Annotated in this window: 10 protein-coding genes and 1 riboswitch; of the genes, 3 read left to right on the top strand and 7 right to left on the bottom strand. The window is 53.2% G+C overall.

Translation table 11 applies throughout. The features are described from left to right. Positions 1-155: 155 nt before the first annotated feature. Both trxA and M6D81_RS07325 read right to left on the bottom strand, forming a co-directional pair. Positions 156-467 carry a thioredoxin gene (gene trxA, locus M6D81_RS07320; RefSeq protein ID WP_262676185.1) on the bottom strand — a complete coding sequence of 104 codons (312 nt, stop codon included), beginning with the start codon at positions 465-467 and terminating at the stop codon, positions 156-158. A 64-nt stretch (positions 468-531) separates the two neighbouring features. Beyond that, positions 532-951, bottom strand: coding sequence for an RrF2 family transcriptional regulator (locus tag M6D81_RS07325; RefSeq protein ID WP_262676186.1), 420 nt, complete (start codon positions 949-951; stop codon positions 532-534). Positions 952-1,216: 265 nt separating this feature from the next. Here M6D81_RS07325 and M6D81_RS07330 point away from each other — a divergent pair, with 265 nt between their 5' ends. Further along, positions 1,217-1,423, top strand: coding sequence for a hypothetical protein (locus M6D81_RS07330; protein WP_262676187.1), 207 nt, complete (start codon positions 1,217-1,219; stop codon positions 1,421-1,423). 187 nt (positions 1,424-1,610) lie between these two features. Then, positions 1,611-4,715, top strand: a complete 3,105-nt coding sequence (locus M6D81_RS31675; RefSeq protein WP_317259100.1) for an FAD-dependent oxidoreductase — start codon at positions 1,611-1,613, stop codon at positions 4,713-4,715. Between the two features lie 68 nt (positions 4,716-4,783). Here M6D81_RS31675 and hisC read toward each other — a convergent pair whose 3' ends face one another. The 4 genes from hisC to M6D81_RS07360 form a co-directional block, all read right to left on the bottom strand. Continuing rightward, positions 4,784-5,851: a histidinol-phosphate transaminase gene (gene hisC, locus M6D81_RS07345; protein ID WP_262676188.1), complete on the bottom strand. Its 1,068-nt coding sequence runs from the start codon at positions 5,849-5,851 to the stop codon at positions 4,784-4,786. Positions 5,852-5,866: 15 nt separating this feature from the next. Continuing rightward, complete coding sequence (locus tag M6D81_RS07350; protein ID WP_262676189.1) at positions 5,867-6,355, bottom strand: VanZ family protein; 489 nt, start codon at positions 6,353-6,355, stop codon at positions 5,867-5,869. A gap of 58 nt (positions 6,356-6,413) precedes the next feature. Beyond that, positions 6,414-6,938 (bottom strand): GNAT family N-acetyltransferase, encoded by a 525-nt coding sequence (locus M6D81_RS07355; RefSeq protein WP_262676191.1) that lies wholly within the window; start codon positions 6,936-6,938, stop codon positions 6,414-6,416. 79 nt (positions 6,939-7,017) lie between these two features. Further along, the gene (locus M6D81_RS07360; protein WP_262676192.1) at positions 7,018-8,691 is read right to left on the bottom strand and encodes a glutamine--tRNA ligase/YqeY domain fusion protein; all 1,674 of its coding nucleotides are present in this window, start codon (positions 8,689-8,691) and stop codon (positions 7,018-7,020) included. A gap of 167 nt (positions 8,692-8,858) precedes the next feature. Continuing rightward, positions 8,859-9,014: riboswitch (cyclic di-AMP (ydaO/yuaA leader) on the top strand. Positions 9,015-9,018: 4 nt separating this feature from the next. Between M6D81_RS07360 and M6D81_RS07365 the strand changes: the two genes are divergently transcribed. After that, on the top strand, positions 9,019-9,543 hold the full coding sequence (locus M6D81_RS07365) for a C40 family peptidase (protein ID WP_262676193.1): 525 nt from the start codon (positions 9,019-9,021) through the stop codon (positions 9,541-9,543). 74 nt (positions 9,544-9,617) lie between these two features. Here the strand turns inward: M6D81_RS07365 and M6D81_RS07370 are convergent, their stop codons facing one another. Then, on the bottom strand, positions 9,618-12,218 hold the full coding sequence (locus tag M6D81_RS07370; protein ID WP_262676194.1) for an Ig-like domain-containing protein: 2,601 nt from the start codon (positions 12,216-12,218) through the stop codon (positions 9,618-9,620). Positions 12,219-12,337: the final 119 nt, after the last annotated feature.

Raw genomic sequence — 12,337 nt, forward strand, 5'->3', positions numbered from 1 at the left:
TGCATAATTGGCATTACATCCATAATTTAGACGAGCATTGGGGAGGGAAGGTTGCGCTTTCACGAAAAATTCTCCAAAATAGAAAACCGCCAAAATCAGCTTTCAGCCGATCCTGGCGGTTTTCATTTTATTGATGGTTATCGTTTTCTTGCCGATTATTGCTGGTTTGCGATTTTCGACTTAAGCGCATCCTTGCTTTGCAGGCCGACCATCTTGTCAACCGGCTGACCGTCCTTGAACAGGATCAGCGTCGGAATGCTCATTACGCCGAACTGGGAAGCCAGTTCAGGCTGCTCGTCAACGTTGATAGTGCCTACTGTAGCTGTGCCTTCAAGCTCTGTTGACAGCTCCTCCACGATTGGAAGCTGCATCTTGCACGGTCCGCACCATGGCGCCCAGAAGTCTACCAGCGTTACTCCGTTTTGCACGCTTTGCGTGAAGTTATCCTTCGTCATTACTACTGCCATTACAATCATCCTCTCTATCCAATGTGTGTATGATCAAGGGAAGTCCCGTCTCATCCATTGCCCGTTACTGACATGCCCGAATCTGCTTCAGCACATCTTCGATGGTGATGTCCTTGAAGTAGCTCTCCAGTTGCTTCTCCGCACTGCAGAATATGCCATGCATGACCTCGTTCATATTGGAACCGACGACGCAATCCATGCCGGGATCGCCTGAACACCAGCTCGGGATAAGCGACCCGTGTGCCAATACGCGATAGATGTCGGCCAGCGTAACGGACTTCGGATCAATCGTGAGGCGGTAACCGCCGCCTGAGCCTTCCCTCGTGTCTACAAATCCGCTGCGGCGCAGGCTGCTCATCACCTTGCGTATACGCGCTGAATGCGTGCCTACATTGTGAGCAATCATCTCGCTGCTTGCCATTCTCTCCGGCAAATAAGCCAGAAAGACAAGACTGTGTACGGCAATTGTAAATTCACTGTTCACTTGGCGGGCCTCCCTGCGGTTATACTGTAATAATATCCATTACAGTTGCAGTTGTCAAGTGCTGACGCAACATCCTTACTTATCGTCAGGGCAGCAATCCCGTTTAGTTTGTGGAGCCCGCACGCGCCTTATTCGCCGCGTGTCCGGCGAGAGCAGATTTTTTAAGTTTTTTGAACAGACCAGTCATGAACGCAACAGCTCTATGAATACATATGTAATGTGACTCCTGCTGCAGTAAATACGTTCCCGGGTGGAGGTGATCACAATGGGATTATTCGGCGGCCGCTGGGTTGTAATGCGGACGGAAGGCGGTTCCCGGGCAGATCAGATCGACCGGCTCTACGCATTGTTCAAAAGTGAAGGATTGAAGACCAAAATTACCGAAGAAGGAGCACTGAGGAGAATACATGTGAAGAAGAAAGATACCGATCGGGCAAAGGAACTGATGGACGCCTTTGATCAAGAGTCGTAAGCTTTGATCAGAAGTATGAAGACACAAGCGGACAGCGTCGTCACTCGGCGCTGTTTTTTCCTGTTAATTGATATTTTTCCGTAATCTATTAAAGTATGCATGCCTCTTTTGTTGCAAACGAATCTCTATCAATGATACTATTTATACGTTATTTATACTTTAATCTAGCAGGGAGAGTAGTCGCCATATGACCACAAAATCATTGCCGGGGAAAGCTCACATTCCTGAGCTGCAGATCGTTCGCGCGCTCGCCATCATCGGTGTCATATCCGTGCATGCCAGCGCGGCGGCCACGATCACGATGAAAGAGTCGGCTTACTTTTTCTTCTATAATTTCATCAATATTTTTATGCGATTCGGCACGCCTACCTTTATTCTTCTCAGCAGCTTTGTCCTGTTCTACAGCTACTACAACCGGCCGCTGGACAAGAAATTGATAGGAAGCTTCTATAAGAAGAGATTGCTTTACATTATTATTCCTTATATCGTCTTCTCCGCCATCTACTTTGCGCTTGTCCGCAAAATATACAATGCTCCGTTGTTCACGGCGGAAGCCTTGTTGGACTTCGGCGAGAAGCTGCTGATGGGCAATGTGTACGCTCATCTGTACTTTGTGTTCATCAGCATCCAGTTCTATCTGCTGTTCCCGATTGTGCTCTGGATAGCGAAGAAGTGGAAGCGCGCCGCTTACTGGTTCGTACCGATCGGCTTCGCCCTGCAATGGGCATTCGTGCTGTTCAATCTATATATGATTAAAAACTACGGCTGGGGCGTGCCGAACAAGGGCAGCTGGTCGCTATCGTACTTCTCCTTCTTCTTCACGGGTGCGGCTCTCGGCATCTTCTATCCGAAGCTGAAGAGCTGGCTGGCGGTGACCAGAGAGCATATGAGCGGCAGCCGGATTATCGCGTGGGTGCTATTGTGGGCAACTTGGCTGGCCGTCGCTCTGTCGCATGTTTATATTTATTATAATCAACGCGCTTATAACACGAGATATCCCGCTTGGCTGTATGAATTGCTGTGGGGCTTTCACGCCATCTTCTCGGCATTGGTGCTGATTGGCGCAGCCTTCTTCATCTATCGCCATATGCCGGCGTTTCTATCCAAGCTGCTGTACCGGATCGGGCAATATTCCTTCGGCATATACTTGATTCATCTGCTGTACCTTTATATATACGACCGTTATGTGCCGACATTCGGCAACTCCATCCTGGAGCATATGAGCTATCTGGGCAGCTGGCTGTTCATGCTGCTGGCTTCATGGGCAACAGTCGCCTTCTTCGGGCGCTTCGTTCCCTATTCCTGGATCTTCTTCGGCCAGCTGCCGAAGAAGGGGCAGAAGCTGGACATTCCGACGGGCCATGCGTCCGGGAAGTCCATGCGGCTTCGCAATACGGTCATGCTGGGCGGACTGGCTGTCGTGCTGGTCGCTTCCGCGACCGTAGTTGGCCTATGGATGCGCGCCAATGATACAAGCAATTCCAGCAAGCGGCAAGAGCTGATGCCCGTGGAGTCTGTGGCAGAAGTGGGCGGCGAATACGATGTCATCGTAGCCGGTACGGACCCCGAAGGAATTGCGGCCGCCATCTCCGCCTCCCGCAACGGCCTGAGCGTACTGCTCGTAGACGGCCGTGGTCGCGACATATTGGGCGGACTAATGACGGTCGGCGGATTGAACACGCTGGACTTGAACTATTCGCCCAAGAAGTCTCCCCTGCCAGGCAAGCATAACTTCCTGAACAAGGGCATCTTCCAAGAGTGGTACGATCAAGCGGAAGGAACCTCCGTCGATGTGAACACGGCGGCCAATGTATTCAACCGCATGGTGCAAGCGGAAGACAACATCGATCTGCTTATGAAGGTGCAGTCGATGGAACCGCTCGTACAGGAGGGAAGTGAAGCCGCTGTTGTGACAGGCATGCGAATCGTGAAGGAGGACGGCACAGAGCTGGAAGTGACAGCCCCAGCCGTCATCGATGCGACGCAAGACGGCGACATCGCAGCGGCGGCCGGAGCTCCGTTCACGCTGGGCAGAGCGGATATCGGCGCGCCTGACGATCAGATGGCCGTCACGATGGTATTCGCCATGAAGGGCGTTACGCAAGAGATATGGGACTCCTTCGAGGACCACCCCAGTACCGGCATAGATGCGATGAGCGCTTGGGGCTTCCCTGACGCGCAATATTACGAATCCAGCAATCCGGAACGCGTGAAGATGAGGGGACTGAACATCGGCCGTCAGAACGACGACACCATTCTCGTGAACGCGATGCACATATTCGGAATCGATCCGCTGGATCAAGACAGCATTCAGGACGCGATCGAGATCGGCAAGACGGAAGCGCCGCGAATTGTGGAATACTTGAAGAGCACGTTCGAGGAATTCAAGGAGCTGGAATTCGCTTATACGTTCGACGAATTATACGTACGCGAGTCGCGCCATATTATAGGGGAGTATCGCCTGACGATGGCCGACCTAATGGAGAATAGAGACCACTGGGATGCCATCGCTTACGGCTCCTACGATGTGGACATTCAAGCGGCAAGTCCGCTGGACAAGGGCTATGTCCTGTTCTCGCCGGAGCAATACGGCGTACCGTTCCGCACGCTTGTGCCGCAGAAGGTGGACGGCCTGCTCGTCGTAGGACGAGCCGCCAGCTTCGACTCCTTGCCGCACGGCAGCGCCAGGGTTATCCCGCTTGGCATGGCCACAGCGGAAGCAGCAGGCGCCGCGGCCAAGCTGGCCGTGGACAACGGGATGACCTTCCGCGAGCTGTCGCAATCGAAGGAGCTGATCGCCGAGCTGCGTGAACGCTTGACCGCGCAAGGCATGGATTTGAAGATGAACGATTTCCAAGAGCCTTACTACGCGAAGCACCAAGCATACGAAGGATTGAAGGCTGCCGTCAGCATGCTGCTTACGAGCGGCAATAGCGACAATAAGGCTTTTGATCTGGACGGCAAGTCCAATCCGCTACGTATCGCCTACAGCATGGGCAGAGTGATGAAGCAGCATCCGGAGCACTTCTCGGGCGATCCTCTTGCAGCCGTAAAGGAGATGTCCGAGCCGGAGAAGCAGCCGCTCTCTATCGAGCAAGCTGCGAAGACAATCGCTTATACGGTCGATATCGGCCAAGGGGAGACGCTTACGCTGGATAAGCTGGTGGCGCAAGGCTGGATTCAGCAGCGTACGCTGGATGCCATCAGCGACACAGCAGCCATTACGAACGGAGAATTTTTCATGCTGTTGCGCGACGTGCTGGAGTTCTATGCCGGCGTCGTCTATGAATAGAACGAATACACCAAGAAGAGGAGCAGCCTCCCACCTGCGAAGCTGCTCCTCTTCTATTGCAATATCGCTTATGAACGGCCTATAATTTCTTTCGTCAGCTTCAGGAACGTGTCCATCTCTTCATCGGTGCCGATGCTGACGCGAAGATGGTTGTCAATGCGCGGCTGGGCGAAATATCGGACCAGCACTCCCCGCTCACGCAGAGCTTGGAACAAATCCTTCGCAGCGAAATCGTCATGAGAGATGAACAGGAAATTGGCCCTGGAGTTCGTCACCTGGAATCCCAGTCCCCGCAACTGCTCAGCGACCCGTTCTCTCGTTGCGATCACCTTATCCGTAATTCGCTTGAAGTATTCCTCGTCCTGCAGCGCCGCGACTGCTCCCTGCAGAGCAAGTCGGTCCAGCGTGTAGGAATTGAAGGAATTCTTGATCCGGTTCAGCCCGTCGATCAACTCCGGCGAGCCGAAGGCGAAGCCGACGCGCAGACCCGCAAGCGCGCGCGACTTCGATAACGTCTGAATCACAAGCAGGTTGTCGTATTCGCCAATGAGCGTGATGGCGGACTCGCCCCCGAAGTCGATATATGCTTCATCGATTACGACGACAACGTCGCGATTCCGTTCAAGCAGCGTGCGGATGTCCGCCAGCGACAGCAGCTCGGCTGTAGGCGCGTTGGGATTGGGAATGATCACTCCGCCATGGCCGTCGCCCTGGAACTGATCGACAGGAATGCCCAGCTCATCGTTAAGCGGAATCAACTGCGGCTCCAGCCCGTAGAACTTGGCATACACTTTATAGAAGCTGTAGGTAATGTCGGCGAACATCACCGGCTTCCTTGGGTCGAAGAAAGCCGCAAAGGTAAAAGCGAGAATCTCATCCGAGCCGTTGCCTACGAAGGTCTGCTTCGGAGACAAGCCATAGTAAGCCGCAGCGGCTTCAATCAACGCTTCGCAGTTCGGATCGGGGTACAGCCGCAGATCATCATTGACGGCTCCGTTAATCGCCTCCAGCACTCCGGGAGACGGCGGATACGGACTTTCATTCGTATTCAGCTTAATATAACGCTTGTCCTTCGGCTGTTCCCCGGGCACATACGGCTCCAGCGAAGCGGTCAGCGGACTCCAATACTTGCTCATCGACAGTTCTCCCCTCTATTCGTTTGAAGCTTTCGAGCTTTCTCTATCAGCCAGACCGTTTAACGGTCCAATTCCCGCAACTCCTCTGATCATATACGTAAAAAAAAGACCCAGCCACGCGCCAATTGTATTCAAAATAATATCGTCGATATCGAAGCTGCCTACTTTCAACAGCATTTGCATCGTCTCTACAGCAAGCAAAATAAGAACGCAAGCTGCTGTAAACGGGATCATTCTCCTCAATCGCTTGAACAGCAGCGGCAGGAATATCCCGATCGGAATAAACAAGACGAGATTGCCGAACAGATTTTTGAACCAGGTGTCGAAGTTGTAAGCGTCTCTGTTCAACAGATAGCTCTCTATCGTACGGAGGGGCACCAAGTTATAAGCATAGCCGTCCATCGGATAGCGATGACGAACGAACAGCAAGTAAAGCATCACTGCCGCATAACCCAGCCCCATACCGATCAGCAACATTCGCCGAACGTAGCGGTCGGCTCTCATGCCGCCGCCCCGCGCAAGTCATTGATTCTCAACGGAGTATCCCCCCTTATGAGCCGAGTCAGTCCTGCTCCAGCCGTCTTCCTGCTATGACCAAATCGCGCTCTACGCCATCCAGCACTGCTACGCCCGGCAGACATCCCCACTGCTGGAAGCCGAACCGCTCCAGCAGTGCAAGGCTTGGCTGGTTATGACGGAACACAAAACCCAATAACGTCGTCAGTCCAAGCCGCGGGCTCTCCGCGATGGCTCGCTTCAGCATGAGCGATCCCAGACCGCAGCGGCGATACGGCTCAGCGATGTAGATGCTGATCTCGGCTGTAGCGTTGTAAGCCGGGCGGCCATAGAACGACTGAAAGCCGAGCCAAGCTGACATCACCCCGCTGACGGCATCATGTACGACCCAGATCGGGCGCTCATGCGGCGTACGGGATTGGAACCAGGCAAGCTTGCTCTCTACGGTCACAGGCTCCACATCCGCCGTCACCATTCTGCCCGGTATCGTCGCATTATAGATGGAGACGATCTCGTCCAAGTCCTCCGGCTCTGCATCTCGTATAACAAATTGATCGGATAGCTGCTGCATATGTATATCCCTCTCTCGGATGTATAGGGAAGCGGCCCGCCAAGTCTATGCATGGACGGACCGCTTGATCGAACTCCCGTTAAGCCTGTGTCGGATTGAAGGAGCTCTTCAGGGAGACGATACGGTTGAACACCAGCTTCTCGCCGTCAGAATCTTTGGGATCGACACTGAAGTAGCCGTGGCGGAAAAACTGGTACTTGTCCCCGCCCTTCGTCTCCTTCATATTCGGCTCCACGAAGCCGTGCTCCACAACCAGAGATGCGGGATTAACCTTCTCCAGGAACGACTTCCCTTCCTCTTGCGCTTCGTCCAGTATAAGCGGCTCCAGCAAGCGGAATTGCGCCGGTACAGCGGCGGAAGCGTCCACCCAATGGATCGTCCCCTTCACCTTCCGTCCCGTAAATCCGCTCCCGCTCTTCGTCTCGGGATCGTACGTGCAGTACAGCTCCACCACATTGCCATCCTCGTCCTTAATGACATCCTGACAGGTAATGAAGTAAGCATGCTTCAGCCGCACCTCGTTGCCTGGGAACAGGCGGAAGTATTTCTTGGGCGGATTCTCCATGAAGTCGTCTTGTTCAATATAAATCTCGCGAGAGAATGGAATCTGGCGTGTGCCCATCTCCTCGTTCTCCGAGTTGTTCTCCGCTTCCAGCCATTCCGTCTGGCCTTCCGGATAGTTCGTAATGACCACCTTGAGCGGCTTCAGCACCGCCATAGTGCGAGGCGCCTTCAACTTCAAGTCTTCGCGGATGAAAAACTCCAGATTGCGCTCATCCACCACGCTATTGCTCTTGGCAACGCCGATCTCCCGGCAGAACGTACGGAGCGCTTCCGACGTGTATCCACGGCGGCGCATCCCGCTGATCGTTGGCATGCGCGGATCGTCCCAACCGTCCACGACTCCTTCGTCCACCAGCTGCTTCAGGTAGCGCTTGCTCATGACCGTGTTCGTCACGTTCAGGCGGGCGAATTCATACTGATGCGGCGTCGCTTCCATCTCGCATTCCGCGATAACCCAATCGTAGAGAGGGCGGTGGTCTTCGAATTCCAATGTGCAGATGGAATGCGTGACGCCTTCAATGGCATCGCCAAGCGGGTGCGCGTAATCGTACATCGGATAGATGCACCAGTCATCTCCCGTACGATGGTGATGCGTATGGGCGATTCGATAGAGCACGGGATCACGCAGCGAGATGTTAGGGGACGCCATATCGATCTTGGCTCTCAGCACAAGCTCCCCGTCCTTGAATTCGCCTGCGCGCATGCGCGCGAACAGCTCCAGATTCTCCTGGGTGCTGCGGCTTCTTCCCGGGCTGTCCTTGCCCGGCTCCGTCAATGTCCCTCTCATCTCTCGCATCTGCTCCGCTGTCAGATCGCATACGTACGCCTTGCCCTTCTTAATCAGCAGCACGGCGCGATTGTACATCTCCTCGAAGTAATCGGAGGCGAAGCGCAGCTCATCCCATTGGAATCCGAGCCACTTCACATCTTCTTGTATGGCCTCTACATATTCCGTATCTTCCTTCAGCGGATTCGTATCGTCGAACCGCAAGTTCGTCCTTCCCTTGAACTCGTCGGCCAATTCGAAATTGAGGCAGATCGACTTGGCATGCCCGATATGCAAGTACCCGTTCGGCTCGGGCGGGAAGCGAGTGACGACTTCCTGTACCCGGCCGCTCTGCAAATCATCAACGACGATATGGCGAATGAAATTGGAGGAGGACGACTTGTTTTCTGTTGCGCTTTCCATCACAATCAACCTTTCCCACGGTAAATATTTATCCTACTATAATACACAAAAATAATTGAAATTACACTTGTTATAGCCGCCTGCAGCGGAATACTCTCATAATCGATTAAAAAATTCTCACTTTCAACACAAAAGAACAATTTGCCAGTATGATAGGTTTAGTTAAAACGAATAAATTGCCAAATTCCCTACACAGGGAAACGGGGGAACCACTTTGGGTGAATTGATTCCGGCCTGCGCAAGAACGGAACCGGGCTTGGGAATCATAGGGGACCTTCAACCGAACCCCACAGCTAACCTCGTCGGCATCGGAAGGAGTTTCACGTTTTGAAGAAGAAGATCAGCGCCCTATTCGCTGGACTTGCACTGCTGCTCGCATTCCAAGCGGGAAGCGTCATGGCAAGCTCCGAAATGCAAGAAAGCATCGATGAAGTCATCGGAACCAAGTATAAGTATGGCGGCAACACGACCAGCGGCTTCGATTGCTCCGGATTTATCATTCATATCTTCAATCAGGCGAGCGTTGATCTGCCTCGTAGATCGGCAGACCAGGCAACAGTAGGCACTAAGGTAGCCAAGGCCGACCTGAAGCCGGGAGATCTTGTATTCTTCGATACTAGCGGCAAGAACAACGGGAAAGTATCCCATGCAGGCATTTATGTTGGTGACGGAAGCTTCGCACATGCCTCCACTAGCCGCGGTGTAGTGATCGACAAGTTGGACTCTTCCTATTACAAGAACCGTTACGTAACGGCTCGTCGCGTATTGGATGAGGAAGCCTATCAGGCTTTTGCCGTAGAAGCAGTAGAAGAGAAAGAAGTACAAGTAGCTGCAGCGGAGAAGGCTGCTTAAGCATCCAAGAATAATAGAAATTGAAATAATGGCGGTGCAGGATTTCATCCTCGCACCGCCATTTTAATGTCCAATTATTTCACCACAACGCTAACCTTCGCCTTCATATTGCCGAACTTCAGCGTTACCGTCGCTCTTCCCTTGCCTTGCACTGTGATAAGCCCGTGCTTCACATGGGCAACCTTCGGATTGGAAGAGCTCCATAGACCGTCTATCGTGACGGCACGCTCCGAATTGTCTGAATAAGTCGCCAGTCCGTCCAACTGCAGCTTCTGGCCTACCGACAGCTCCAGTACCGTGACAGGACTATCCTTGGACATGACATCCAAGTATTTCAGATAATCTACTTCAATGTTAATCGTAACTTTCTCGCCGTTGTACTCGCCGTACACTTTCGCTTTGCCATACCCGATCGCCGTTACTTTCCCATCCGCTACCTCTGCCACTTTGCTGTTGGAGGATTTCCAGGCAGCCGACTTGGTCACATCCTTCGTCCTGCCATCCGGCAGCACTGCATTCAACGTCAGTGAATGGGATTGGCCCGACTGCATGCTCAAGTTGTCTGTATCCACTTCCAGCCGGTCGATCGCTCCTACTTCCACGGCGATACTTACCGTCTGGCCGCCATACTCCGCTTTAACTGTCGTCTTCCCTACAGCCGCTCCAGTAATCAATCCGCCGGATACGCTGGCAGCCTTGTCCGACGAGACCGACCACTTCGCATCATTCGTCACGATCGTCTCTGTGCCAAGCGAGTCTGTTGAAGTTAATACGATCTGCTGCGTCTCGCCAACTTCCAGTTGCACGGAAGTGGCGTTGGCCTTCAACTGATTGGACACATCGACCTCCACGTAGATCGACGCCTTCACGCCTCCGAAAGTGGCTGTAATGAGAGTCGTTCCGCTGTCATGGGCTGTAACTGCCCCCTTATACACAGATGCGACTTCCGGGGCGGAAGATGTCCATTCAGCCAGCAACCTCACTGCTTTCGATACGCCATCCTCGTATAGCGCGGTAGCGATGAGAGTCTGCTCCTCATCTTGCTCCATAACAAGTCTCTTCTTATTAAATGACAGCTTCTGAACGACACCGACGGATACAGGGACGCTGACGGAACGGGTCCCATAGGATACGGTTACCGTCGCAGATCCAGTAGCTACCCCGATAATGCTGCCTCGCTTGGCCTCTGCAATATTGGCGCTGGAGGAGGTCCACGTCGCGCTATCGGTCACATCCACGGACTTGCCTCCGGAGAAATTAGCCGTTACCTTCAGCTTTGTCGTATCGCCCACCTGCATCGATACCCGCTCCTGGCTCAGCGTCAAGCTGTTCGGAAGGCTCACTTCCACCTCCATGCTCGCCGACTTCCCGCCATACTGCGCAGTTATCGTGGCCGCGCCGGATTTGTAGCCTCTCACTTTGCCCTTCGAGACGGAAGCGATATTCTGATTGCTCGAGCTCCACTTGGCCTTCTCGGCAATCTGCTCCGTCGTTCCGTCTGCGAATGTGGCCGTAAGCTCTACCGTTTCCTCCTTGTCGATATCGAGCGCGAGCACATCCTTATTCAGCTCCAGTCTCTTGGGAACCTCCACGTCAACGTCAATGCTGACCTGACGATCGCCATAAGCTGCCGTAATCGTCACTTCCCCTGACCTGTAGGAAGTAATCCGTCCCTTAGACACGAACGCTATCGAGCTGTCGGAAGACGTCCACTTCGCTTGACTCGTAATATCGTCCGTCTTGCCGTCCATATAAGTCGCCGTTAGCTTGAGCTGCTCGTCCTCATTCGCCTTCATGAACAGCTCTTGCTTGTTCAATTCAATTTTCCGGGTAGCGTCGACATAGACCGTGATGGAAGCGGTCTTCGTACCGTATGAAGCCGTGATCTTCGCTTCACCTGAGCCGTATGCTTTCACAACTCCGTCAATCGCGTCCGCGACCTTCTCGTTGTCGCTCTTCCACTCCGCCTTGCCGGACACATTCTCGACCGTTCCGTCCGGATAAGTTGCCTGAAGCTCAACCGTCTCTTCTTCGCCCAACAGCAAGAATAACTCCGATTGATTGATATCAAGCCTGCGGGCGATCTCGACCGAGACTTTCATGTTAACGGACTGGTTGCCATAAGCCGCCGTTACGATAGCCGTACCGGATTTCTTGCCGGTTACCAGCCCGTTCACAACTGTCGCCACGGAATAATTATCAACGGACCAATCGGCCTGTTGTGTGACGGATTCGCTGGAGCCATCCTCATAGATAGCCGTAAGCTCTACCTGCTGCTGTTCGTCTATCCGCAGGTCGAACTCATCGATATCGGCCGACAACGCCTTCACTTTCTTCGTTACGGTCGTCGTGATGACTACCGTCTTTCCCATATAAGTCGCCGTAATAACAGCCGTTCCTTCCGCTTTCGCTGTTACCGTACCCGCATAGACAGCGGCAACGGCTGCGCTGCCCGTAGACCAGTCCGTTTCAATCGTGACATCCTCCGTCGATCCGTCCTCGTATACAGCCGTCGCATACAGCGAATGGGAATCGCCTTCCTCCAGCGTAATTTCGTTTTTGCTCACAACCAGCTTGGAGATTTTTTTGCCGGCTGCGGACGCAGCCCCGCCGCTGGTGAACATCGACAGAAGAAGCAACAGCGAGAGAACCAGCGACAACTGTTTTTTAAGCATAAGATAAATAGCCTCCTTGATATGTGAATTCATCCGATATGACAGTCAAGTGATATCATCCAATTGTTCTTCCGGAAGTAGACTAGGCAGCCCCTTTCTTTACTTGATGGTCACTGGAT

The sequence above is a fragment of the Paenibacillus sp. J5C2022 genome (genome assembly GCF_025567625.1).
In the GTDB taxonomy this organism is placed as follows: domain Bacteria; phylum Bacillota; class Bacilli; order Paenibacillales; family Paenibacillaceae; genus Pristimantibacillus.